21 protein-coding genes are annotated in these 24,539 nt (G+C 39.9%); 9 read left to right on the top strand and 12 right to left on the bottom strand.

All coding sequences use genetic code 11. The annotated features are described in order from the left end of the window. Window positions 1-40 precede the first annotated feature (40 nt). From P4S60_RS04065 to dps, 3 genes are all read left to right on the top strand, one after another. The gene (locus P4S60_RS04065) at window positions 41-1,051 is read left to right on the top strand and encodes a substrate-binding domain-containing protein (protein ID WP_337115089.1); all 1,011 of its coding nucleotides are present in this window, start codon (window positions 41-43) and stop codon (window positions 1,049-1,051) included. A gap of 79 nt (window positions 1,052-1,130) precedes the next feature. Next, window positions 1,131-1,550: a CBS domain-containing protein gene (locus P4S60_RS04060; protein ID WP_337115088.1), complete on the top strand. Its 420-nt coding sequence runs from the start codon at window positions 1,131-1,133 to the stop codon at window positions 1,548-1,550. A 226-nt stretch (window positions 1,551-1,776) separates the two neighbouring features. Continuing rightward, the gene (gene dps, locus P4S60_RS04055; protein ID WP_063700453.1) at window positions 1,777-2,295 is read left to right on the top strand and encodes a DNA starvation/stationary phase protection protein Dps; all 519 of its coding nucleotides are present in this window, start codon (window positions 1,777-1,779) and stop codon (window positions 2,293-2,295) included. Window positions 2,296-2,355: 60 nt separating this feature from the next. On the opposite strand, the gene corA is transcribed toward dps, so the two are convergent. The 5 genes from corA to P4S60_RS04030 all read right to left on the bottom strand — a co-directional run bounded on the left by corA (window position 2,356) and on the right by P4S60_RS04030 (window position 6,101). Continuing rightward, a complete protein-coding gene (gene corA / locus P4S60_RS04050) occupies window positions 2,356-3,312 on the bottom strand; it encodes a magnesium/cobalt transporter CorA (protein WP_337115087.1) in 957 nt (318 codons plus the stop codon). A gap of 121 nt (window positions 3,313-3,433) precedes the next feature. Further along, the gene (locus tag P4S60_RS04045; protein ID WP_337115086.1) at window positions 3,434-4,663 is read right to left on the bottom strand and encodes a serine hydrolase domain-containing protein; all 1,230 of its coding nucleotides are present in this window, start codon (window positions 4,661-4,663) and stop codon (window positions 3,434-3,436) included. A gap of 28 nt (window positions 4,664-4,691) precedes the next feature. After that, a complete protein-coding gene (locus tag P4S60_RS04040) occupies window positions 4,692-5,306 on the bottom strand; it encodes a hypothetical protein (RefSeq protein ID WP_337115084.1) in 615 nt (204 codons plus the stop codon). A 31-nt stretch (window positions 5,307-5,337) separates the two neighbouring features. After that, the gene (locus P4S60_RS04035; RefSeq protein ID WP_054560716.1) at window positions 5,338-5,550 is read right to left on the bottom strand and encodes a helix-turn-helix domain-containing protein; all 213 of its coding nucleotides are present in this window, start codon (window positions 5,548-5,550) and stop codon (window positions 5,338-5,340) included. Between the two features lie 167 nt (window positions 5,551-5,717). Next, window positions 5,718-6,101, bottom strand: coding sequence for a hypothetical protein (locus P4S60_RS04030; protein WP_337115083.1), 384 nt, complete (start codon window positions 6,099-6,101; stop codon window positions 5,718-5,720). Between the two features lie 182 nt (window positions 6,102-6,283). On the opposite strand from P4S60_RS04030, the gene P4S60_RS04025 reads away from it, so the two are divergent. Continuing rightward, complete coding sequence (locus P4S60_RS04025) at window positions 6,284-6,934, top strand: tellurite resistance TerB family protein (protein WP_337115082.1); 651 nt, start codon at window positions 6,284-6,286, stop codon at window positions 6,932-6,934. A gap of 45 nt (window positions 6,935-6,979) precedes the next feature. Here P4S60_RS04025 and P4S60_RS04020 read toward each other — a convergent pair whose 3' ends face one another. Beyond that, on the bottom strand, window positions 6,980-7,228 hold the full coding sequence (locus P4S60_RS04020) for a hypothetical protein (RefSeq protein ID WP_054560719.1): 249 nt from the start codon (window positions 7,226-7,228) through the stop codon (window positions 6,980-6,982). A gap of 156 nt (window positions 7,229-7,384) precedes the next feature. Between P4S60_RS04020 and P4S60_RS04015 the strand changes: the two genes are divergently transcribed. Then, entirely contained in the window at window positions 7,385-8,155 is a 771-nt protein-coding gene (locus P4S60_RS04015) for an AraC family transcriptional regulator (RefSeq protein WP_337115081.1), read from the top strand. 159 nt (window positions 8,156-8,314) lie between these two features. After that, a complete protein-coding gene (locus P4S60_RS04010; RefSeq protein WP_337115080.1) occupies window positions 8,315-9,463 on the top strand; it encodes a hypothetical protein in 1,149 nt (382 codons plus the stop codon). A gap of 35 nt (window positions 9,464-9,498) precedes the next feature. On the opposite strand, the gene P4S60_RS04005 is transcribed toward P4S60_RS04010, so the two are convergent. Next, entirely contained in the window at window positions 9,499-11,103 is a 1,605-nt protein-coding gene (locus tag P4S60_RS04005) for a sensor domain-containing diguanylate cyclase (protein ID WP_337115079.1), read from the bottom strand. A 192-nt stretch (window positions 11,104-11,295) separates the two neighbouring features. On the opposite strand from P4S60_RS04005, the gene P4S60_RS04000 reads away from it, so the two are divergent. Together P4S60_RS04000 and P4S60_RS03995 are read left to right on the top strand one after the other, a co-directional pair. Continuing rightward, on the top strand, window positions 11,296-11,835 hold the full coding sequence (locus P4S60_RS04000) for a heme NO-binding domain-containing protein (protein WP_337115078.1): 540 nt from the start codon (window positions 11,296-11,298) through the stop codon (window positions 11,833-11,835). Between the two features lies 1 nt (window position 11,836). After that, window positions 11,837-13,564: a response regulator gene (locus tag P4S60_RS03995; RefSeq protein ID WP_337115077.1), complete on the top strand. Its 1,728-nt coding sequence runs from the start codon at window positions 11,837-11,839 to the stop codon at window positions 13,562-13,564. Between the two features lie 3 nt (window positions 13,565-13,567). Here P4S60_RS03995 and P4S60_RS03990 read toward each other — a convergent pair whose 3' ends face one another. Then, window positions 13,568-14,704 carry a helix-turn-helix domain-containing protein gene (locus P4S60_RS03990; RefSeq protein ID WP_337115076.1) on the bottom strand — a complete coding sequence of 379 codons (1,137 nt, stop codon included), beginning with the start codon at window positions 14,702-14,704 and terminating at the stop codon, window positions 13,568-13,570. A 227-nt stretch (window positions 14,705-14,931) separates the two neighbouring features. Between P4S60_RS03990 and P4S60_RS03985 the strand changes: the two genes are divergently transcribed. Continuing rightward, window positions 14,932-15,741 (top strand): DUF2306 domain-containing protein, encoded by an 810-nt coding sequence (locus P4S60_RS03985; protein ID WP_337115075.1) that lies wholly within the window; start codon window positions 14,932-14,934, stop codon window positions 15,739-15,741. A gap of 67 nt (window positions 15,742-15,808) precedes the next feature. Here the strand turns inward: P4S60_RS03985 and P4S60_RS03980 are convergent, their stop codons facing one another. The 4 genes from P4S60_RS03980 to P4S60_RS03965 all read right to left on the bottom strand — a co-directional run bounded on the left by P4S60_RS03980 (window position 15,809) and on the right by P4S60_RS03965 (window position 24,437). Next, window positions 15,809-16,810 (bottom strand): family 43 glycosylhydrolase, encoded by a 1,002-nt coding sequence (locus P4S60_RS03980; RefSeq protein WP_058585593.1) that lies wholly within the window; start codon window positions 16,808-16,810, stop codon window positions 15,809-15,811. Window positions 16,811-17,031: 221 nt separating this feature from the next. After that, complete coding sequence (locus P4S60_RS03975) at window positions 17,032-18,408, bottom strand: hypothetical protein (protein WP_337115074.1); 1,377 nt, start codon at window positions 18,406-18,408, stop codon at window positions 17,032-17,034. A gap of 479 nt (window positions 18,409-18,887) precedes the next feature. Next, on the bottom strand, window positions 18,888-23,078 hold the full coding sequence (locus tag P4S60_RS03970; protein WP_337115073.1) for a PKD domain-containing protein: 4,191 nt from the start codon (window positions 23,076-23,078) through the stop codon (window positions 18,888-18,890). A gap of 363 nt (window positions 23,079-23,441) precedes the next feature. Then, window positions 23,442-24,437, bottom strand: a complete 996-nt coding sequence (locus P4S60_RS03965; RefSeq protein ID WP_337115072.1) for a Kelch repeat-containing protein — start codon at window positions 24,435-24,437, stop codon at window positions 23,442-23,444. Between the last annotated feature and the right edge of the window lie 102 nt (window positions 24,438-24,539).

The following is a 24,539-nucleotide window of genomic DNA, read 5'->3' as shown; positions in this document are numbered from 1 at the left end:
ATTAGCTCGTGCTTATACTTAACTTGCAATATGTTGTGCTATGTCTTTAAAAGTATTATTAAATTTTAAATTAAACTGGGTGTTTTTGTGCGCCAGTTTTTGGCTTTTTGCCCTGCCAATTCAGGCTAAATATGTGGTGGCTGTTGTGGGTAAAACTAAAAACGATAGCTTTTATCAGCAAGCCTTTAAAGGGTGTGAGCAATTTGCAAAACAGCATCTCGATTTTGAATGTATTTACGACGGCCCCAAAGATTTTCAAGATATACGCACGCAGGTATTGGTGATCACCGATCTTGTTCGCAGAAATAATATTAGCGGTTTATTAATCGCAACCACAGATTCCAATTACCTTGTTGAAAGAGCTTTAAAAAAGTTACACGACAACCAGATCCCAGTGATCACCTTTGACTCTGATCTACTCGAAGAAGATCAGCAGTACCGTTTAGCTTATGTGGGTACCAATAATTTTGATTATGGGGTGGCCTTGGGGAACGAATTAAAAAAATTCACCAACAAGGCAAATAATCAAGTTTGTATTCAATCAGGACATTCAACAACGCCTAATTTAAACAAGCGTATTGAAGGTGTTCGCTATGCCTTATCAGGGCAAACAGAAAAACGTTTAAGCGGTGAAAATGGCTGGAGTGAATTTGACCGTTGCCCTTTATATAGTTTAGGTAAGCGAGAGGTGTCACTCGGTCAACTCGACAAACTGCTTAACCTTGAAAATCCACCACTATTTCTAGCGGTAGCCGGTTTTGCTCAATTTAACCCTAACTATGCAAACGTGATTGCTAAACATAAACAACGTATTGCCAATCAAGAAGTGGTGATTGTTTCTGCCGATACTGAGCAAATGCAATTAGCAGTATTACAGCAAGGATTATCATCGGCCAATATTGGTCAAAACCCTTTTGAAATGGGCCGACTTTCTGCCGAGTTGATGTATCAATACCTCACTAAAGGTGAACGCCCAGCTAAGTCTCACTATTATTTAGACTTTCATTATTGTCAGCAAAGTAATGCAGGTACTTGCACAGTTAATCACTAAAACTTTGATCTCACTAAAGTGCAATTAACTCGATAAGCGCTAGACTTACCACAACTTGATTAATTGTAAGGATGTAGCCATGACACACCTAGTTAGTGATTTGATGACGCCAGACCCATTCGCCATTAACGCGCAAAATACCCTGCATGATGCTCATAATCTAATGAAAGAGAAAAATGTCCGTCATATCCCAGTGATTAATGAGCACGGTGGTTTGGTTGGCATGTTAACGCAAAAAATCATGATTGCTCAGGTAATGAATATCATGGCTAATTACAGCGCCAGCGCCCTTGAACGCAAAGAAAAGCAAACTAAAGTGGTTGATATTATGGCAACCGATTTTACCAGTATCTCCCCAAATCAACCGCTACACGAAGTTGCTAAGTTTTTTGTTGAAAACCGTCATGGCTGCATGCCGGTGGTTGATAAAGATAACAACCTAGTGGGAATTCTAACTTCATCAGACTTTGTTCGTTTAGCGGCGGCATTACTTTCTTAACTCGTAACTTTGTATCTGCACACTGAATTTTTTACAGAAGGTGTGCAGAGTTTTCATACTCCCTCATAACCACAACTACTCCAGCCCAAGACAAAATCAAATTAACCATTTATATTCAACACCTTATAGTTTTATGATTATCAGGCACAACGCTTGCTTCTATGTAATTACACATGCTTTTTAGATTAAAAGCGAAAGGAAATTTACAGATAATCTCGGAGGAGTAATGAGTAATTCATCATCAAAAGTCGCAGAATTTACAGCACCTGGTGTTAAAGACCAAGCTGCAGCGGACACGATTGCTATTCTAGACCAGCGCATGGTCGCTTTAATCGATTTACACCTCACTTTAAAACACATTCATTGGAATGTTGTTGGCCCTAATTTTATTGGTGTTCACGAAATGCTTGACCCACAAGTAAGCGCAGTGCAAGAGATGACTGACACGATTGCAGAGCGTATCGCAACCATGGGCGGCGTACCTGTTGGCACACCTCAATCAATTGTAGAACGCCGTACTTGGCAAGATTATTCAATTGGTAAAGGCTTAGTGACTGACCACCTAACAGCGCTTGATAAAGTGTACAACGGTGTTAATAAAGACCACCGTGCAGCTATCGATAAGCTTGGTGAGCTAGACCCAGTATCTGAAGATATGATCACCGGCCAACTGGCTGACTTAGAACAATTCCAATGGTTTGTTCGTGCACATATCGAATCGTCTACCGGCGAATTGAAAGGTTAAACCCCCTAGGTCTATCCGAAGACCCCTTGCCCAGCATTTGCTGGGCTTTTTTATGCTTTGTTACAACCAACCTTTATGTTTAAAGAACAAGTAAGGTGCAAAGCCAGACAGCAACATAATGCCAATTGCAAACGGGTAACCCCATGCCCATTGCAGTTCAGGCATGCTGTTAAAATTCATCCCATAGATACTGGCGACAACGGTCGGCGGTAAAAACACCACTGAGGCAATAGAGAAGGTTTTTATAATTTGGTTTTGTTCGATGTTAATAAAACCCTGAGTCGAGTCCATTAAAAAGTTAACTTTATCAAACAAAAATGTACAGTGAGACATAAGGGTATCAATATCGAGTACAATTTCACGTAGTGATTCGCGGTCTTCTGTCGGCGCTCCTAGGTGGCGCAGTAAAAACGAGATATTCCGGCGCGTATCCATCAAACATAAACGCACTTTACCGTTATTATCTTCAAGGCGCGAAATTCGACTAACAGCTTCTTCTAAGTCTGAGTCATCCTCTTCAAGTACATAGGCACTGAGTTTTTCTAATTGGTGATGCATGTCTTCAAGCATATCAGCATGGTTTTCGACTTTTTGGTCAAATAAAGTCACCAAAAGTTGCTTTGGATTATCACACGCTACCTGCCCTTTCCGAGCACGTAGTCGTAATAGACGAAAATCGGCTAATTCATCATCGCGGATTGTCAGCAAGCAGTTGTCTTGTAGCAAACAAGCTACGGTTACCGTGTTAAAGCGCCCTTCATTTGGAGACATGAAAAGCGCATGCACATGCAAGCCTTCATGGTCGATAAAACAACGGGAAGAGGCCTCGATTTCTTCAACATCATCAGCACCGGGTAAGGTGATATTAAGCGTGCTTGCCAGCGCTTGCCGTTCTTCTTCAGTCGGATTTATGGTATCAATCCAATGAGCATTTTTTATGGCGGTTGAAAGAGGCGTATCAGCAGCTGGCTCAGTTTCTGTGATCACACCTTTGTCTATAGAAAAAAATCGTAACATGCGCCCTACCCTGAATAATCAATGTATAGCAAATACTATAGCTGTTCACGTTAATGAACAATGACAATGCTACTAATTACCGGGTAAAGCAGAAAAATAATTTAAACCTAACATCAATTGCTTATTTCGCTTTTTTGAAGCGCACCACAAGCATACCTATCAAGATGATGCCAAGGCCTAATAAGCAGGGTACAAAAGCACTTTGCAGGGCAACATCAAACGCTAAAAAGTCGGGGTAACCGGTTTGCCAAAGCGTCCATTCATACCCGAGTTTTGATGCAATATGCTCACCGCCGCTACTAAGTACGATGATTGCATCATTGTTATCTGGGTTAATACGAAGCGTGCTATTTATTGCCGGTTCATTTGCGCCGTCATGGCCAAACACAAAATCTCCCGATGCTGTTGGCGCATAAAGCATGGTACCTAGCCCCCAAATTGGTGCGCCTAAGCTAATAGCTAATGGCTCTCGCATGGTACTGATCATTTGCGGGCTTAACTGCCCTGTTTGAGGTGATGTTAATGCTTGCACTAAAGCGATTAAGTCATGGCTACTTGCCAGTAAACCTGTTGCTGCTGCCGATGCGTATTGAAAATGCCCAGCAGCTTGCCCGCTTTTATCATAAGCAGGTGCGATATTGTCTAACTCAGTTAGTACATCGTAACTGGCATCCATCATATCGACTGGCTTAAAAACGTTATCAGCCATCCAAGTTGTAAAGCGTTGATTCGTTTTCTCTTCTACCAGCAGCTCAAGCATCAAATAGCCGCCCCCAGAATACTTAAAATCGCCCACAGGCTTGGTGACTTTTATTTCACGCACACCCGTTGATGATAGCGGCTTGTTGAGCGACTCAAGCAAGCTTGGTATGGTTTCATTTAGCTCAATATCAGCAAAGCCTAAGCCATCACCAAGCCCCGCAGTATGAGATAACAGATGAGCAAGGCTAACGGTTTGATTATCAAACTCTGAATCAGGTAACTGCCACCCCGTCAGTTGCTCATTAATCGCGTGATCTAAACGAATTTGTTGTTGCTCTGCCAGAGTCATCACGCCATAGGCAGTAATAAATTTACTGAGTGATGCCACTGGGAACAAAGTATTTGCGGTTATTTCATCTTTGCTTTTTGAGTAATCTTGAAAAACCACTTGGCCATTTTCAATCAAAACATAAGCGATGTTTGCTTGATTGTTGGCAATCAGCACCTGACTATTAGCAATAAACTGCTCAGTGTTGCCCGTTTCGGCAATAGGTTTTAAAAACCAGCCACTGACACCACCATATACGCAGGTAGCAGCCCACACAGATGACAAAAATAGCGTTAACAAAATCGTTTTAAACCAGCTCATACCCTATTCCTTGTATTACAACGCGTTGTTAAATCACTTCGATTTGTTCAGGCTTTTTGATAAAGAACACCATTAAAATTAATAATGCTGCTGGGAATAAAAACACATTTAAATAAGCAAAAATCACCGTTAACTGTAAGATGCACATTAGCAACAATAGGATAGAAAACACCGTTAGCAACGATGACATACCATGGCGTTTTGTTAGTAATAACGCGGCTGTTATCAAACCCACTAACGCATACAAGCCTAAACTCCCAGCAGAGACCACCATGGCAATAATTGAAATACTTTCTACTACATCACTCGATGCTTTATCACCTGCAACAGCAAGATAAACATCGCATAACACAGTGGCATGAAAAGCTAATACCAGCACCGCAAGCACACATAACAGTATGCGTACACCTTCAACATCGAACATATCTTTTAATGCCTTGCGTAAACTCAGATACACGTAAATTTCAAGTACACCGATGAGCACGAACACAAGGTCTGAAAAGTTTAAGCTTTGTAAATCAAGCTTAAGCGCCTCTCCTAAGCCATCAAGTGTTTCGCCAAAAACTGAAATCCAGTACATGGGAAAAATCACAGCAAGTAATCCTGCTGCTATGCCGGGTAGTAAATAGTCACGGTTGAGCATATGCCCTCCAAAATCCTGTTGCGTTGTAAAGTTATTCGCTATCGCGTTCGTACACCAAAATATCGCCGGGTTGGCAATTAAGCTCTTCACAAATAGCTTCAAGGGTACTAAAGCGGATCGCTTTCACTTTTCCGTTTTTTAGCAATGATAAATTGGTCATAGAAATATCAATGCGCTGAGATAGCTCTTTCAGCTGCATTTTGTTCTTTGCCAATTCTATATCTAGGTTGATTCGTATTTTCATAGTCTAAAAAGTACACAACAGATTTATGACTGTCAAACTTTACTTTACGATTATCATAAAATAAAGAATGAAAAACATAATAACTCAGTAAGTAATTAAACCCATATTTTGACCATTTCAGGCATAAAAAAAGCCAGTAAATACTGGCTTTTCGCTCTATTTATAAGTTAGACATTGGCTTGGTAAGCAGGGATAGCTATCGCCGCTACAATACCCAATAAAAACATGCCGCCTATGATCAACACGCCCCAAAATGACCATTGTTTTTGTACTCGTTGAAAATGCTCAACACTATCCCAACGTTTATTTTGCCATGCCATTTCTCGGCCTTTAAAGCCCAAATACACCGATACAATAAAACCAACATAAGGCACTAAAGCCAATAAGCCAATCCAAGTGCTGTTGCCAATTGCCCAAATCCAACTTAGCAAAAAAGCGCCCCAACTAAAGCCTTTAATGCCCTCGGGTAAATCGTCTACCTTCCCCTGCCCTGAGTTATTTTCAGATGCCATTTCAAGGCTTGCTTCAGGTGGAGTGTAATTATCTGCCATAAATTTTTCCTTATTATTAATCAAACAGAAACCCTAACTTATAGTACTGGGTGTATTTTAAGCAAGCTAAAGATAAGTACCTAAAGCAGATAATTGTTACCTGATGTGTTTTGTAACATTTATCTCGTTTCCTTTTGATTTTAAATCACCTAATCTGGGCACATAACTGCAAGGAGAGAACAATGAAAGACTTACAAAAATTAGTGGGTAATTTAAATAAATCAGGCGCGCTGAGTGGTTTTTTAGGGGGTGTTGCTGGGGGTGGACTAACAAGTTTAATGGGCGGAAAAAGTAAAAAGAGCAGTAAAAAAGTCGCTAAATATGGTGCGCTAGCTGCTGTCGGTGGCCTTGCTTGGAAAGCCTATAAACAATACTCAGATCAAAAAGCGGCTCCCGTACAGCAAACTAGTTCACGTGGTTTTGATTTTACCCCCGCCACGCTGCCCGAGCAGTCATTTAATGATGTAATCGACGATAATCATAGTGATGGGCAATTATTACTGATGCGCGCTATGATTGCAGCCGCCTATGCAGATGGCCATATTGATGAAACCGAAAGACAAAAAATCTTCGCACAAGTAGAAACAATGCAATTGTCTGTGCAAGAAAAGGCCATGCTGTTTGATGAGCTAAGAAAACCAATGCAACTGTCAGAGTTAGTTGCCGCTGTGCCTAACGCACAAATGGGCATTGAAGTATATGCAGCCAGTGCCAGCGCAATTGATTTAAACCAAGCAATTTCTAAACACTACTTAGACACGCTCGCTAACCAATTATGCATTCCAAGTGAACTGGTAATGAGCATTCACAGAGAACTTGCCGAATACCAATAAAAATGGGGCGTCTTTGCCCCATTTTTACAATTAAATCAGTGATAATTAATGCGGCTTTTTAGTGCCGTAACGCACCATATCTTTACCGTTTTCATACACTTCACTTGTCACGTAACGGCCAAGTAAAAGTTGATGTTTATCATCAAGAACCGCAATAAATGGGCGGCCATCACTATTATTGGTTGCAAGAGCAACACCGGTTACGTTCTCTAACCCTAAACCGCCAGTTTCAACTAGGCGTAAAAATGTTTCTAACTCGTCTAATGTTTCAATTACATCGTTATCGTTAATCATCTCAAATACTCTGTGATTGCTAATGGGCGTAGCATAGCAGGATTAAAAACAGGGTGCGAATAACAGCCCCTAAAGTAGCTTAGTTTTGGACTAAAAATTGACACAACGCTATTCAATTGATGATACTTTCACTATCGACAGAGGCAGTAAAGTTTAATGAGTAACCATTTAACGCTCGAATTAATGACTCCAGAGGGCAACCTTGCCGATAGCATACAAGCTATTTGGTATGCCTCAGCGCACACTCAAGGTGAACAATGGCTTGCCTGCGACGGTGCAACGGGGCTTGTGTTTCCTGTTACCGGTGACATTTTACTGGATGACAAGCCGCTTGCTGCCCCTTATGCAGTGCAAGAAACATCCACTCATGCATCTAAAATCACATTTTCACACGATGCACAGTTTTGTGGTATTCGCTTTAACCCAACGGTATTGTCTGAACTAAAGCGAAACGCTCACCCACTCCTTGCAGAGCAGTCCCTATGTGAAATTGCACAAGGTCTGCAAAATAATGCCAGCTTAGCCGCGTTTGTTACGCTTATTAGCCGCTACTTTACTGATAATAAAAACATTAACCACAGCAACAGGCACTCAAAGCACCTAATCCGTAATCTTATTGAGTTAACGCCACTCGAAACAGCTTACCAACTTGCCCCACTCAGTCAACGACAGCTCGAAAGGCAAGTTAAGGAGCAATGCGGTGTCACCCCTAAGTATTTTGAGCGTATCTACCGGGTAAAACTTGCTAAACAAGCAATTAAAGATAACCCTGAAATGAGCTTTGCAGATATTGCACTTGAATGTGGCTTTACCGATCAACCTCATTTAATTAAAGAATTCAAAGCGATAATGCACATCACCCCAGCAAAATACCGCAAGTTATTAAAAGACTCTCAAACTAAACAAACAAAGCTTATTTTGCGCTAATCCCCGAAATAACGAAGCCAATAATTAAAGTACCACTGGGCTGTTTAATTTTCTGTGCTAGACAGACTTGATACTGAGCGATTTTATTTGCGCTTGGCATTTATCCATAGGATAGTTAAGGCAAGCCTACTAAACGTGCTGTAACTAAATAGGATAATCATGAAAAAAGTTTTACTTGCCACCAGCTTAATTGCCTCGTCATTTACTGCATTTGCAGCCAATTTAACCGTTGAAGAACTGCGTATTGAAAAAGCCAGCAAAGCCATGCCAAAGGTGTTGAGTGCTTTTTCTGATGAAGTGAACCAATTTGAAAAACAGTGGCAAGCTGCCGCTAGTTATCAGCAAGCAAGTGACCTTATTGATGATTACGCTAAACAATTATGGCGCGATGCCAAAGCGCGTATAATTAAAACCAACAGCTTCGACGACCGAGAGCTGTATTGGGCGCGTTTACTTTCAAGCAAAATTATTCGTACCAGCAACCCCCAGTTTGCAATGACCGATAGTGAACAAACCGCGTTATTAACAATGCTTGAAAATGGCAGTCGTGGCCGCACCGACCTTGATTACAGTAAAAAAACCGACAAACGCATTTTAATTACAGGTTTTGATCCGTTCTTATTAGATAGAAATATTAATCAAAGTAACCCATCAGGTGTTGCGGCATTATTACTTGATGGCCAAGTGATTAATTACAATGGCATTAGCGCTGAGATCAATACGGTGATGGTGCCAGTACGCTACGAAGACTTTGACCAAGGTATTATCGAATCATTACTTGCGCCATATTACGCACTTAACAATGTCGATATGATTGCCACTATCAGTATGGGCAGCAAAGACTTTGATCTTGAACGCTTTCCGGGTAAACGCCGCAGTGTAACGGCGCCCGATAACGCCAATATTGTGTATGGCGGCACTGCCACTGCACCGAAAATTTCGAGCCTAAACGACCGCCCTCTTCCGGGCAATGAGTTTGTGACTTTCAGCTTACCAGTTAAGCAGATGCAACAAGCCAAAGGGCCATTCCCAATCAACGACAATCACAAAGTCGTTACGCTTGAAAAAGCATTTGAGCCACAATCACTTAAAGAATTAGAAGGTGCGATTGCAGTAAAAGGCGGTGGCGGCGGCTACTTATCAAATGAAATTTCGTATCGTAGTATTCGCCTACGTGATGAGCTTAATTCAGACATCCCTACAGGGCATATTCACACCCCACGTATTCAACAATTTGAGCCAGAAACAGAAGCAAAAATTGTTAAGCAAATTAAAGCAATGCTTGAGCAAAGCTTAGTTGCAATTTAAAGCGTTAAGCTCAGCTATAAAGTAATAGCTGAGCTTCACCCAACAACGCAGCAGTTGCGGCCTTGCTTTTTCGCTTTATAAAGCGCTTCATCTGCTATTTTAAACAAGCTATCTGAATCAAACGCCTCATTAGCAGCCTTACTGGCAACACCTATCGATAAAGTAACATAGCTTAAGTCTGTGCGACCATGGTGGGTAATGTGAGCTGATTCAACGGCGCTTCTTAGCGCTTCAGCCACTTTAAGTGCCTCCTGCTTATCGGTATTGCTGAGGACAATAACAAACTCTTCGCCGCCATACCGAGCAACAAAATGATTACTTGGTTGGGTATGTTCTTTAAGAAGATTGGCGACTTCACAAAGCGCTTTGTCACCTTGATCATGCCCATAATAGTCATTGTAGAGTTTAAAATGATCAATATCGGCGACAATCATTGAGATAGGCTGCGATGCTAACTCTGTATCGCTGGCAAGCTTTGCAAAATGTTTATCTAATGCCCGACGATTGGCAAGCATCGTCATTGAATCGGTGTTACTGATATGTTTTAACTTCTGGTGGCGCTCTAGTATTTCTGCGCGTTGGTTTTCTATCAAAGTAAATAGTTCATTCATACCTCGCCCGAGCTGGTGCAATTCGTTATTGCCAAAGTACTCATCCCGAGCGCTAAAATCGTTATTACTGATTGCTGAATTCACCAATGTATAAAGCTTTCTGAGTGGCCTTAAAACCTGTTGATTTATATATAAATAAAACAAAATAAACACAGATCCAGATATCAATAAACCGGTAATTAAAGAGCTATCAAACAAGCTTCGGTCGTAAGTCCGTTCACGGGATGCGATAGATAACACAAATAGTAAGTCTCCTGCTTGATCATTGACTCCTAAGTAAAGCCGTCGATTGTGTTGAGTCGTCTCGGCTGCACTCCTTTTTTCATCAAACACCCTAATTAGATGCTCCCTATATTTAGGTGCTTCATCAATGCCATAAAAGCTAATATCATTTGCTAACCCTGGTGTTAGATTTTCGACAAAGTCTTCATCAATAATGCTCCAAAGCAATAATGTCGCCACAAATTCACCAGTGCCATCGGACTTAGTTACATTGTAAGCGACGGTGACGGCAGGCGTTTTATCTATGGTAATAAACCGGACTTTATGAGTTAACTCAGATTGGCTATTGTCTATATCGCCAGATAAGATTATTAGGTTGTTTTCTATCAACAAATTTGGGGTTTCTAAAATCGTTGGTGAGTAAGGTTTATAATCATTATTAAAACTGCCACCGCCGATAATATTTGCCTGTGTATCATATAAATACCAGCCATTTACGTCTAATCGTTGTAATGCGTCTGCAATAACATAGTCACTATTAAACCACTGAGTATCACGTTGCTGTGCAGCTTCATACATGGTATCCCAAGCAGCGCTGTCAAAGACCATTTTTGACAGCGCATCAAGCTCTTGCTGAAGCTGTGACTCCACTCGCTGAATATCAATCCGATCATTTTGTTTTGTCATCGCTTCAAAAGTTGGCAATATCCAAAAATGCCTGATGATTGTTTGCGCCAATAAAATAGCAAAGCACGCCGCGGTGAAAGCAAGTAATAAGCGTTTTTTGAGCCTCGCACCAATCACCATAAAATACCAAACCAAGCAGAATAAAAAGTACATTAGTATTAAAAAGTATAACCACGTTTACTCAGTTTGCTTGCCAAGCTTTAATAAATCAGTCTCATAAAGGCAGAACCTCTACTAAAGTTGGTGACTGAGAAATTGTAAAATCCCTGTTTATATCTAAACTTTTAGTATGAAGTTTTGAAGGGCTATTGTATGAAAGGTATCGTCTTTACCGAGTTTTTAGAAATGGTCGAAAATGAGTTTTCTTATGTGGTCGCAGACAAAATCATTGAAGAAAACTCGCTTGCTTCAAATGGAGCCTATACCAGTGTTGGTAATTACGACAACGCTGAAATGATCATGCTTATTACTTCGTTAAGTAAGCACGTAAATATGCCTGCAGAACAATTAGCCACGCACTATGGTAAGTATTTGTTAAATCGTTTTTTTATCCTTTTTCCTCACTTTTTCACCAGTGTTTCAACTACGTTTGACTTTTTAGACACCATCGACCGCCATGTTCATGTAGAAGTTAAAAAGCTTTATAGCGATGCTGAGTTACCAAGCTTTGAAACAAAGCGTATTAGTGAGCGCAAAATGCAAATGTTCTATCGTTCTGGAAACCCATTCGCCTGTTTAGCTGGCGGATTAATTGAAGGTGCGTGTGAAAAGTTTAATGAAAAGATTACGATTCAAAAGGATATAAGCGCTGATCATATGTCGGCAACCTTTACCCTAACAAAAGAAGCTTAATGTGGATGAAGAACTCTACAAACGTAGAATAGAACGAGAGCGCCAGGCTCGAAAACAAGCCGAAGCGCTTTTAGAACAGAAGTCCTTAGAGTTATATGAAGCCAATATGACGCTAAAACATGCCGCCGAAAATCTAGAAAAAGAAGTTATCCTTCGCACCCAAGATTTGAATAAAGCAAAAGAGTTGGCCGATGCAGCCAATCAAGCTAAATCAATGTTTTTAGCCAATATGAGCCATGAAATCCGCACCCCTATGAATGCAATTTTAGGCATGGCACACCTCGCCCTCGATACTGAATTAACCGACAAGCAATATGATTACGTCGAGAAAATCCAACTGTCGGCCAAATCACTGCTTGGGATTATTAATGACATTCTCGATTTTTCTAAAATAGAGGCCAACAAGCTTGAACTTGAAAACAATGATTTTAACTTAAATGACTTTCTTGCGAACCTTGCTAATTTAGCCAGTAGCTTAATTGAGAAAAATAACATCGAAGTCATTTTTGAAATTGACGATGACATACCCGAGTTTTTAATCGGTGATGCACTTAGACTCAATCAAGTATTATTAAATTTACTAAGCAATGCGATTAAATTTTCGAACCAGCAAGATGTCACGCTAAAAGTAACAAGAACATCACAAACCGATACCTCTATTTGTATTAATTTTCAGGTCATTGACCAAGGCATTGGTATGTCTCAAGAGCAAGTTAATAGTGTGTTTAAGCCTTTTTCACAAGCCGATGTTTCAACAACTCGTAAATTTGGTGGCACGGGTCTTGGTCTTGTTATCAGTAAAAAAATTATCGAGCTTATGGGAGGTCATATTGAGGTTAAAAGCCAATTAAACAAAGGGAGTTGCTTCAGTTTTGATGTGTTATTTTCGATATCGGTTATGCAAAGCTGCCACGACACAGATATTTTCAAACATAAACGCGCTCTTATTATTGAGCAAAGCGACCAACCTGAAACTATTTTAAACACCATGCTCAATGCATTAAACATTAATGTGCAGACGATTGATTGCCAGGATGAAAAGCTTTCTAACGTTGATATTAGCCACAACTACGATTTTATTTTTTTAGACTGGCACGTACTAAACTGTGAACAAAATAACATTTTAGAGAACCTCAAAAAGCAGCTTTCTATCGGCATTAAAAATACCATTATCCTCGCTTCTTATGAAAACCAAGAAGTTAAAGATACCCTGAATACGCTTGATAAAACCGTTGAAGAAATATTACTAAAGCCGATTATTAAAGGAAACTTACTAAAAACCCTCGAGCATGTGATGGGTATTGCCACGAAAAAAGATAACAGTGTCGACAACACATGCTTTAAAAAGCTCGCTGGCTCAAAAATACTCCTTGTTGAAGACAACCCACTTAACCAACAAGTTGCATCGCAAATTCTACGCTCAAATGGCTTTGTGGTTGATATTGCCGAAGATGGCATTGCAGCGATTGAAGCTGTAGAAAAAGGCACATTCGATTGTATTTTGATGGACTGCCAAATGCCAAGAATGGATGGTTATACCGCGACGAATAAAATTAAACAGCAATCAAAGTTTGCCCATATTCCAATCATCGCCATGACCGCCAACACTATGGAAGCCGATCTAACTAAAGCGAAAGAATCAGGCATGCAAGGCTACATAGCCAAACCAATAGAAGTGCAAACCATGTTTGAGGTCATTGCTGAGCATTTAACGCAAAAGCCACTGTAATTTCTAGTCAGTGAACTCTATAATTTTTTGTTCAACTAATGAGTTACTCTGCTTACGAAACTCATTTGGGTTAACTCCAACAATGCTTTTAAAAACACGGTTAAAGGTAGCAAGCGAAGAGAAACCACTTTCCATTGCAATACTCAAAATACTCCAATGACTTGCTTCGTCTTTAAGTAACAGCCCTTGTGCATGCTTTACTCGGTACTGATTAATAAATAAATTAAAATTAGTTGCTTTAAAATGATAGCGAATAGCGCGGCTAATCTTATACTCAGGTACAGCTAATGCTTGTGCAAAGTCGGAAATTTTCAAATTAGTTTGCAAATAAACCTGCTTATTGATGAGTGCTTCTATGCCAGTAATAAGCTCAGCCTCTACCTCTTTATTTTCAGGTTGTTCAGCCTGATTGGTAGCTTTCACTACCTTTTCAGGGTTCAACACTTCAATATCAGCAGATTCAGGCACGCTGCTGTGGGCACGTTTTTGCAAAAACATCACGAACTGCATTGCAAGTACAATTAACAATGCAGATGAGGTAATTATAAGCGGTTCAAATTGTTGAAATTCGCTTTCACTGAATAAAAACTTAGGCAGAATGCTGGCATTAAATACCGCTAAAAAGTAGCAACTAGCAAAAATATTTGCCTGCAACTTTTGTGTTTGTGTTTTCTCTTTATAACCCCGTAATGCTTCCCAAAAAGACAGCACCAAAATACTAGACGATAGCAACACCGTTATTTCGGCCATACCTTGCTTTAAACGCCACATGAATTGGCTATCAGGGAAAACTTGCACATCAGCACTCACCAAATAATGCCAAGTTTGGTTGAACATAATTAAACCGGCAATAGTGCCTGCTACAGCAATATGTACCTTAGAAATAGGCTTATGCTTACGAAATAAAGTGCGTGATATAAGCCAAGACATATTACAGGTTGCGCAGGTAAATAAGCCAATTAAATAACTATAAACACCAATACTTGGTGCACTGATTTTTTGCACCCCAACCATGCAGAGCGAACCACAAAATACAGCAAACAGATAATGAATAAGCTGCTTCTCTTTTTTCATGCCATTTAGCAGCATTAGCCCCATACAAACAAAAACGAGTAAGTAATAAGGGGAAGTATTTTGCATAACCCGACATACCTTACATTGGGAGTGTGATGAATTATTTACCAATCTGGTAAGTTTACTTTTTCAAAATCAACATAGCAAAAAGAGTTTGTTAGTGAATGTGTCAAACCCTGTGTGAGTTCTCATAAATAAACACAACATTTCGTAGATCAAATTTCAAATCTGAGAAGAAATCTTGCTCTAGCCCTTTATATTAGCGGCATTAGAAAAATATAATGGAATTGATGATGTTTAACAAAAATAGCAAACTCACACCTTTTAAAGCGCTCGAATACAGTAAAAAGCTTTGGTTTATTAGCCTGCTAATGGCGCAAACTTGCTTTGTGATTTACCTCATTCTTGGTTATGGAATGACAGGGTTAACTACAGGTCTATCAGGTTGGAACCGACTTAATAACACCGCCTATGTTGCTAATGATGCCACGGGGAATTTTATGTATGCAGTGCATGTATTATTTGCGGTAGTGATGATCCTTGGCGGAAGCTTACAGCTGATTGAAAAATTGAGAACAAAATACAGCGCATTTCATCGCTACAATGGCCGCGTATTTGTTGTGTTAGCTTGCTGTATTTCATTTGCTGGCATGTATTTAATGATAGTAAGAGGCACCGTTGGTAATACCTTGATGCATTCACTGACAATGTTTGGCGGCTTAGTGGTTATTGTATCAAGTATATTTGCGGTGAAAACTGCAAGGGCTCGTAACTTCAATGCTCATCAAAGGTGGGCTATACGCTTATATCTTGCTGCTAATGGTGTGTTGTTTTTTAGATTAATGATATTTGCATGGTTTTTAGTATTTGGCACTTTAGGCGTTGATACCGCTACATTCACTGGGCCTGCCGTGCTTGCCGTTAGTCTTTGCTCATACTTAGTACCACTTTTAATAGCCGAACTTGTCCGCTATGCAGCTCGCACAAATATTACGCTTATCACTATCTTTACTGCCTGTTTAATGACGCTAATATCAATCGTGTTCTTAATCGGCTTAGCTGGGGTGACTTTAGCAAACTGGTACCCTGCAATTGTTGGCTAACTAACTCTCATACTATAAAGCCACCTGAGTTGGTGGCTTTATATATAAATTTTGCGTCACTATAAAATTAATACAGTTCAAATAGCGGACGACCATTTTCGTCGTACTTCACTTCCATAACACGAGCATGACGGTTTGGATCGTAAAGCGGATCTTTTACAATCTCTTCAAGTGGACGAGTGTCTGTTTTTGGCACCACACTGGGCTCACCTACTGCGTGCTCATAGTCACGAGCATGGTAAATACACAGTGGTGTTTCACCATCTTCAGCTACTGTAAAACAGTTATGACCTGGGCCGAAAATGTTCTTTTCAACGCTTGTTTCAAGCACAGGCATACGTGTTTTAGTCCACGAATTACGATCAAGTAAATCGCTATTTTCATCGGCTTCCATATAACCCATGCAGTAACATGCACCTGTTGCGCTTGCAGAGAAAGCAATGAAGATTTTACCGTTATTTTTAAGCACTGCCGGGCCTTCGTTTACCCAAAAGTCGACGCGCTCCCAATCGTAATCTGGTGTCGTCAGCATAAACTGTGCTGTTTTTAGCTTAATAGGTGATTCCATCTCAGCTAAATACAGGTTTGATGCAGCAAATTGGCCGCCAGTTTTCTCTGCCCAACAGAAGTAACGCTTACCGTTATTTTCAAAAATAGTGGCATCTAAAGAAAAATCGGTGAACGACTTTTCATCGCCCTCAGCGGCTTGCATCATGCCAAGTTCAACCCACTCATCATTTAGCGGATCTTGGCCTTTACACTCAAGCACATACGGGCGTAATGCCCAAATATCATCTTCTTCACTGGCTGCGAAGTAGATGTACCATTTGCCATCGAGGTAATGAATTTCAGGCGCCCAGATATGGCGACTCATTGGGCCGCTGTCATGTTTAAACCAAATATCAAAGGTTTCAGCGTCTTTTAAGCCCTCTAATGTCGCAGACTTACGAAGTTCAATGCGATCATAAGTTGGTACAGAACCTGTAAAATAATAAAAACCATCACTGTGCTTATGCACAAATGGATCGGCACGCTGCTCTACTAACGGACTATTTGTTTGTAATGTCATCTTGAAACCTGATCGTTAAATTTTAATTTGTATTATTTTATTACTTTTAAGCAAGAGCACAAATATAACATTATTTTTAACAGACAGTGAAAAGAAATGTAAGCTTGAGCTGTGAGTTTCAAGATATGCGCTCTGAGCAAAGGAGTTAAAGCTAGCTCGTTATCGAAAGCATTTGGAAAAAAGGGGGCTTCCCCCTTTGTTTGGGATCACTAAAACAAGCTTTATTTAAAGCCCCTCTTAGATTTTTTAGATAAAACGAGGTCAACTGGCATAACATCGCCCGATACCTTCTTCACAATTAAAGTATGTGAGCCAGCTGATAAGTCATGTTTTTCGAACACAATACTTTGTACTTGGCGATAATTATTACCATCGAAAATAGAGAATATGCCTTGTGACTTACCATCTAAGATAACTTCAACATCGCCATGGTTAACTCCTTTTGAAGTCGCAAAAACAATGCTTGAACCACTAAAGTCATAACTAAACGACGCACCATTAACGGTTGTCATGTGTAAATCTTGTTGGTATTCGCCAGTATTTGTGTGCTCAGACCTCATCCAGTTGCCATTTTCACTATATTGAATTCGAGGGTCATTATCGTTTACCAGCTCGAGGCCTGAATAGGTTATATCACTTGTTGTGCCGAGGGTATTACCGATAGTCTGAATTTGCACCAATCGATCGGCAATCCAGCTACCATCAGGGTTAATTGCCACATCTAATGTTATCAACCCACCTTCATCTGCAATTTGTTTTACCCTATTTGCTATATCTGTGTTCGAATATCTTAAGCTGCTCTTTAAGCCTCCCCATCCTCCGTCAGAAGTGTAGGTAAATCCATGCCACTGCACTTTTGTATCCAAAGCTGTTATGACTTTTTTAGAAGAAGGAGCCTTAGGTAACTCGTTAGTTTTACCTGATGTATATTGACTGTGTGGATCTTTGGGGATAAAGCTATGCTCGTCACCAGCATGAAAACTAATCGTCGCATTTGGGTTGCCACTTCGAGCAGACTGAGCAAGTTGGTCTGCAACAGGGTAAGCATTCTTTGCCTCGAGTTTTTGTTTCGATTCATCTGCTTTAAACCAATTATCAAACCACCAGCCAGCGATGTTAGCTCCCCAAGCCTGCGATCTTTCGCTGACAAAACCAGTTATAAACCAATCAGGGTAAGGTACTTTCTTTTTTGTGCCCGTCCATCTATCTCCTGAGTGCGAAGGTAGGTAAGCAATTAGCTTAATACCTTTTAGTTTAAGTGCTTTCGCTAAATCCAAAACAAGGTCACGGGTAGGCGTGTAATCAGCCTGATTTGAGTTAACTTGAGTAATACAACCTGGTGCAATCTGTTTGCTCGGACATGCCGGTGAGTGTAAATCGTAAATGTCACTCATCGTCGACAGGTAACCACGGTTTTGAGTAATGGTAAAAATTACATAAGCATAACCAAGCTTGGCTGCTTTATCCGCATAATCGTCAACATCAAAACCATTTACATAGTTATTCCACTCGTTATAGTCTGTGATTTGATACCATGCATTATCTAAAGTGCCACCAGCAAGATAGTGATGACTAATCCCCCACTTTGCATCTTGCATCCAATTAACTTCGCTTGCTCGCAGGAACACACTCGTGTGTAAAATAGTAATTGCTACTGTTATACCAGATACAATTTTATAGGGCCGACTTTTCAAAATAACCAAACCAGATGAAAGCTAAAACTTGTTACGAGTTTAACTATTTACATTTAATCAACAATAGGATTGCTCTGGGAAATCGTCATTAAACCCAACACACCACTCAACATAAAATGGTTAAATATATGAAATTTAAAAAATAAAAAAACTTTTACTATGTGAATTTTCTGATTCGCAAAGAAACAATATGTTAGCGCTTTATATAGAATATTGATTTAAATTCGTCTTAAAATTCGCCAATACGCTTTAGTTAATAGCTGAAGTTCTAAATAATTATGTTGTAGATGATGAACCTAAACCAAAGCCTCTTTCTGGATGCTTTTTTGGATTATAAAAAAAGCCGCTACAAATGTAGCGGCTTACGACTAAGCAAGTCTTATTTAATCAAAACTATGTTTAATTAAACGAGTGATGATGCCATCTCTTTTTAAACCATAAAACTGATTATTAACATCAAGTAAATGTCCGCTAGACTGAGAAGAGATACTGTCTTGCTCAACAAAATTAGCAAGGTTTAGACGAATGACTTTTGAGTCAGTTAAAACCAGCGCAAGATTTTTTGTTTCATCGAAAACAACTTCAATGATATCAGAATCTAACCCAGCAATAGCCATACCGTGGGTCATGTCGCTACTGTAAAACACATCACCGCCGCGACTTATGACGAACTCACCATTAGGTGTAACCCAAACACGGCCATTTATTTCATAGTCACCATGATAAGGGCTGTCTCCCAATGCTTCTATATCATCACTACTAATGTCAAACTTTTCAAAATCTGATGGGTATGATCCAGTATCGGCGGCGAAAACAGTATTACCCGTTGGGTGTAAATCTAAAACCCCTTTTTGGTAAATATCTGTGTAACTGAACACATTACCGTTAAGCCCGTTAAGTGCGTATATTCTAGTATGTTGCCCTGATCCTGATGAGACAATGAGTTTGTTTTGTTGATTAATAACAAGATCAAATGGGTCAGTTGGTACTGAATACACGTTTATTTTCGCTTGTTCAGCCAAGTCAAAAACAGCAATGTAACCACTTTGATCTTCTGTATACCAATACATGCTATGCTCTTGTTTAAGCAAAGATACATAAAGTCGCGAGCTATCTTGAGACACCGTCATATTTTCAGGCATAAAATCAAACTCAAAATACTTCTCAGTTTCGCCTGTTAATAAGTCAACTAAATACAGTCGCTTTGCTTGTTTATCTGTGACATATAACTTTTGTCTCACCGAATCAACAGCTGTATCTGTCACTCTAAATTGCAATTCAAAGGCCGTGCTATCAGTCACTTGTGTTCCATAGTCAGTGCCTTGAGCTACCTCAAGTGTGATCATTTTAATATTGGAAGCACCTGTAGAGTCTTTGACTTGCAGAGTAATATTTTTGCTACCAGAAAGAGTATACTTTTTGCTGATGAGGGGATCTGAGCTAAAGTCAGTATCCCATAGATTATCGCCGTCAAGATCCCAGCGATATTGTAAGTTTGCGCCATCTTCTGAATCGGTACTTACTGAAGCATTAAATTCATAGTTATCACTTGTTGTGCCATTTTCTGGTGTATAGGTAAAATCAGCAACAGGCGCCATGTTAGTGCCGCAGATGGTGCAAGGATGCTCAATCACAACCATAGTTGTTAATGCTGACTCTGCACTCAACACTATTACTTGGTCATCATTAACAATCACATCAAATGCATTTTCTACTTCAATACTGCCAGCTTTAAACCACGTAGACAGATTAAAATAAGACACTTCACCTTTATCTGTAACAATAAAAGCTAGATTCTGTTGAGAGTCAAAGCTCAGTGCTGAAATGAGCTCATCCCCTTCTTCAAAACCTTCTAGCGTTTGTACGTAAGTCAGATTGTCAGTGCGGAATACATGACCACCACGGCTGATTAGATAGTTACCATCAGGCGTTATCCAAACACGGCCTCCTATTGTGAAATCACCATGATATGGAGAGTCTCCAACAGAGGTGATGCCAGCTCCACTAATATCAAACTTTTCAAAATCAGATGGAATTAAGTCAGTATCTGCAGCAAATACATAATTACCCGATGGGTGTAATGTTAAACGTGCAGCCTGATAAATCGAAGCACTACCAAGAACATCACCATTTTCAGCGTCAAACGCATAAATGTTCGTCCATTGCCCTGAACCTGAAGATACAATAAGTTTGTTCTGATCATTTATGACTAGATCATACGGGTCAGTTTGTATTTCAAATAAATTAACTTGGCTTTGCTTTTCTAAATCAAAGACCGCAATGTAGCCATTTTGTTCTTCACTCCACCAATATGAACTGTGATCTTGAGTAAGAAGAGCAACATAAAGTAGCTTGCCATCAGGTGATAATGTCATTCGCTCCGGCATAAACTCAAATTCGAAGTACTTTTCAGTTTCACCATCCGCTATGTCTACAACATATAATCGCTTAGCTGATTTATCTGTCACATAAAGCTTTTGTCGAGGCACGTCGGTAATTTTTGCTGTTATATTAAATTGTAATTCGTACGCAGTGCCATCAGTTACGTCATTGCCCGCATCTTCCCCTTGTGAAACATTAATTTCAACTGTAACGCTGTCTACAGCACCAACTGTATCCATTACCTGTAGTGTTACGAAATGTGTCCCTGCAGTAATGAACTTATTACTTGTATCAGAGCTCGTCGTAAAATCAGTATCCCATTGACCGTCATCATCAAAGTCCCAGCGATATTGCAGCTCTGAACTCTGTGTGTCATAACTACTCGAAGCATCAAATTCATATATATCAGTTGTTAAACCAGTATCTGGTGTATAAGTAAATTGAGCTACAGGAGCAGTATTGTCGATACAATCAGCGCATAGATAAGGTGTTTTAATCACATAAAGAGTATTATCGTTTTCGGTTACTGAGTATGTGAATTGCTCAGCAAGAAACACCTGCTGAACATCACCAGGTTGAGTAACCGTTCTGAAAACTTCTAATGACTGGAGGTTTATTAAATATATATTTCCGTTTGAACTTGCAAAAGCAACCTTGTTCTTCTCATCAAACTGAATATCATCAATAGTAAACATCCCTAATACTTGTGAAACGTGAGTCATATCAGAGACTTTAAATATATTGCCCCAACGAGAAAATACATAATCTTCTGAAACCCAAATACGCCCTCCAATACTATAATCACCATGATACGGAGAGTCACCGCGTGAAATAATCCCTTCACCGGAAATATCAAACTTTTCAAAATCTGCTGGTGATAGATCTGTATTTGCAGCAAAAACATTATTTTGTGAAGGATCTAAGCTGAGGTAAGATTGGTGTCTGATCGACTCATTACCCGTTTGATACCCTGTTTCTGCATTGTATGAAAGGATTGAGGTCCATTGATTCGATCCCGATGAAACAATCACTTTTCCCGTATTTGTAGCAACAATATCAAATGGATCTACAGCAACGCTAAAACGTGTTTTTTGCTGGAATTTATTTTGCGATAAGTTGTAAATAACAACTTCGCCACTCCCCTCTATTTCTGAGTAATATTCAAAGTCTCGATCAAGTAGCGACACATAAAGGGTATTATTTGCAATTGACATTCTTCTTGGCATTTTTGCATATTGCAGGGTTTGGATAACCTTTCCTGTATCCGGGCTAACAATATACAAAGATTTATTAATTTGGTCGGTAATGAATACTCTATTTGTAACTTTATGATAGACCATATGAGTAATATTTTTGATCGATGAATCAAGTACATGACTCATACTCAACGTCGTATCATTAATATCATCTATACCATCGTTGTCATCATCAGAATCAGCATTATCGCCGATACCATCTAAATCAAAATCAGCGCTCTCGCTGTTATCCCATGGAAATAAATCATCCCCATCAGGAACACCATCATTATCATCATCTGTATCGGAAGCATTGCTGATGCCATCTCCATCTGAATCGATAACTTTAGATGTAGATAAAGTGTTTGAAAAGTGAGATATCGCAAATTCTTTCGTTACAAAATCAGTATCAGCAATAGATGAAAAAAGACCTTTTTGTATTAATAATTGAGCAAATTCCTCAGCTGGCAACGCTAGATCAGCATTTGAAATACCTGCGCTTTCTAGCTTTTGAACAAGGTCACTATCAAGGTTTATTGAATTTGATGGGTCTTTATCTTCATCTAAAGATTGCAACAATCTAATCGTATTAAGCACCATCGGGCTGTATAAGTTTTGGCTGTCTAGAATATCAAGGGGTGTGACTACGGCTGCAGCGGTAATTGCAGGAAACTCAATACCAGCAAGAGAAAACGTAACATTATCATTTTCTTTGTATTGATATTCACCAGCGCTATTTGTTACGCCAGATTCACCTGAACTTGTCGAATAGTTCAGGCCTGCAACAGCCGAATCTAAAAAAACGCCTGTCATTAGGACTGGATCTGGCGTTGTTGTTGGGTTTTCAGTTGTAGGTTGTTCTGATTTAGAGTCTCCACCACCGCCGCCACCGCATCCGGTAAGTAAAGCAACGGGGAAGATCAACGAAAAGAGTATTTTTGAACGAGTTCCATTCATAAAACGATTCCACTTTATATAATTATTATCGGCCAATTAGTATACATTTGTTCCTAATAAAACGATAGCAATTTAACATTCATTAACAGTAACGTTTCATTTTTCGCACAAGTCTTACTGTTAATTCTATTTCATTGAATAGTGAAGAGTTCTGAAAAACTATTTCAGATTATACCTATTCGCTTAATTAAGTGGCCCATTTTGAGGCAATAAAACCTTGTTGATAGCAAGGCAAAAATTTTGTTATTTAGTTGTGCTCGGCAATTGCTCCTGCATTGCTCTACCTTCTGCATCCATGCAGTCGTAAATCAGAAAATTTTAACGCAGTTAGTAATAGGTTTAATCCCTCAAAATGATTAAGTATTATTGCGGATTGGTATTACCTATCATCATTTGTGCATTATTAACTTCACGGCTTGTTTCAGAAAGCCCTACCTTTGTGGCACCACCCACTAGCCAAACTTGGCCGTTTAACGTGACGGCTCCTAAACCGTGACGAGGTGTTTGCCATTCGAAAGTTTTGTGCCATTGCTGTTTGGTTAAATCATAGCTAAAAACCTCACGGTCTACTCCCTTGCTATGTTCACCGCCAAACACATAGATAGCATTATTAATAACAGCTGCCGCATGCCCTGCTCGTGCTTTAGGGAGTGCAGCGTTCGCTTGCCAGGTGTTTGTATCGGGTAAGTATTCGAGCATGTCAGAGATAGGCTCGCCGCCAACCGTTCTGCCACCTAGCACAAACCAACGACCGTTTACTTGTGCACTCGCTGCACTGTTTCTCGCTGAAGGTAATGGCGCGGCTTCTGTAAATGTGAAGTTGTTAGGATCAAAAACTAAATGCGCACTCACATCTAAACTATGATGCCATTGCCCATTTTTTTCATTGTTTGGGCTGCGGCCACCAGCTAAATGCACTTTACCATTAAGCACTGCGCCCACCGTTTCACTCAACGCAAAAGGTAAACTCGCCACCTTTTGCCATGCGTCAGCGCCTTCATTGAGCATTAACACATCACGACTATTGGTCCATTGCCCTCGGCTATTAACAAAACCACCAAAGGCAAATAGTCTGTTTTCTACAGCAATTAAATACGTGTGATGACGTCCTTCAGGCAAACTCGGGGCTGATTGCCAACTTGCATACTCGGGTGACCAAAAATGGACTTTTGCGGTCATCTTACCCGCTGATGCTGGCAGCTCGGTAGAGATACCCCCTGCAACCCAAATCTGTTGATTCATGACTGTTGGGTAAATTTCTTGAATAGCCTCAGGGAGCTCAGGTGCTAGCACCTCCTCTGCCGATAACGTATAAGGCAAACACGCCATAAAAAGCGGCAACAGTTTGGTTAATCGCATATAAATCCTTAATAAGCAGTTGATTAGCTAAAGACTAAGCCAGCTGTACCTATTCGTACACTGCCAAATAGTCTTACTCGAACAACGATTACTATTCCTAAA

Origin of the sequence: Pseudoalteromonas sp. Hal040 (genome assembly GCF_037162425.1) — a bacterium.
GTDB lineage: Bacteria > Pseudomonadota > Gammaproteobacteria > Enterobacterales > Alteromonadaceae > Pseudoalteromonas > Pseudoalteromonas gelatinilytica.
This window is presented reverse-complemented; position numbering and strand designations above follow the sequence as displayed.

Bases quoted from the DNA above. Each gene is read 5' to 3' on its own strand.
- P4S60_RS04065 (WP_337115089.1), top strand. From the start codon at position 41: ATGTCTTTAAAAGTATTATTAAATTTTAAATTAAACTGGGTGTTTTTG.
- P4S60_RS04060 (WP_337115088.1), top strand. From the start codon at position 1,131: ATGACACACCTAGTTAGTGATTTGATGACGCCAGACCCATTCGCCATT.
- dps (WP_063700453.1), top strand. From the start codon at position 1,777: ATGAGTAATTCATCATCAAAAGTCGCAGAATTTACAGCACCTGGTGTT.
- corA (WP_337115087.1), bottom strand. From the start codon at position 3,312: ATGTTACGATTTTTTTCTATAGACAAAGGTGTGATCACAGAAACTGAG.
- P4S60_RS04045 (WP_337115086.1), bottom strand. From the start codon at position 4,663: ATGAGCTGGTTTAAAACGATTTTGTTAACGCTATTTTTGTCATCTGTG.
- P4S60_RS04040 (WP_337115084.1), bottom strand. From the start codon at position 5,306: ATGCTCAACCGTGACTATTTACTACCCGGCATAGCAGCAGGATTACTT.
- P4S60_RS04035 (WP_054560716.1), bottom strand. From the start codon at position 5,550: ATGAAAATACGAATCAACCTAGATATAGAATTGGCAAAGAACAAAATG.
- P4S60_RS04030 (WP_337115083.1), bottom strand. From the start codon at position 6,101: ATGGCAGATAATTACACTCCACCTGAAGCAAGCCTTGAAATGGCATCT.
- P4S60_RS04025 (WP_337115082.1), top strand. From the start codon at position 6,284: ATGAAAGACTTACAAAAATTAGTGGGTAATTTAAATAAATCAGGCGCG.
- P4S60_RS04020 (WP_054560719.1), bottom strand. From the start codon at position 7,228: ATGATTAACGATAACGATGTAATTGAAACATTAGACGAGTTAGAAACA.
- P4S60_RS04015 (WP_337115081.1), top strand. From the start codon at position 7,385: ATGAGTAACCATTTAACGCTCGAATTAATGACTCCAGAGGGCAACCTT.
- P4S60_RS04010 (WP_337115080.1), top strand. From the start codon at position 8,315: ATGAAAAAAGTTTTACTTGCCACCAGCTTAATTGCCTCGTCATTTACT.
- P4S60_RS04005 (WP_337115079.1), bottom strand. From the start codon at position 11,103: ATGGTGATTGGTGCGAGGCTCAAAAAACGCTTATTACTTGCTTTCACC.
- P4S60_RS04000 (WP_337115078.1), top strand. From the start codon at position 11,296: ATGAAAGGTATCGTCTTTACCGAGTTTTTAGAAATGGTCGAAAATGAG.
- P4S60_RS03990 (WP_337115076.1), bottom strand. From the start codon at position 14,704: ATGCAAAATACTTCCCCTTATTACTTACTCGTTTTTGTTTGTATGGGG.
- P4S60_RS03985 (WP_337115075.1), top strand. From the start codon at position 14,932: ATGTTTAACAAAAATAGCAAACTCACACCTTTTAAAGCGCTCGAATAC.
- P4S60_RS03980 (WP_058585593.1), bottom strand. From the start codon at position 16,810: ATGACATTACAAACAAATAGTCCGTTAGTAGAGCAGCGTGCCGATCCA.
- P4S60_RS03975 (WP_337115074.1), bottom strand. From the start codon at position 18,408: ATGCAAGATGCAAAGTGGGGGATTAGTCATCACTATCTTGCTGGTGGC.
- P4S60_RS03970 (WP_337115073.1), bottom strand. From the start codon at position 23,078: ATGAATGGAACTCGTTCAAAAATACTCTTTTCGTTGATCTTCCCCGTT.
- P4S60_RS03965 (WP_337115072.1), bottom strand. From the start codon at position 24,437: ATGCGATTAACCAAACTGTTGCCGCTTTTTATGGCGTGTTTGCCTTAT.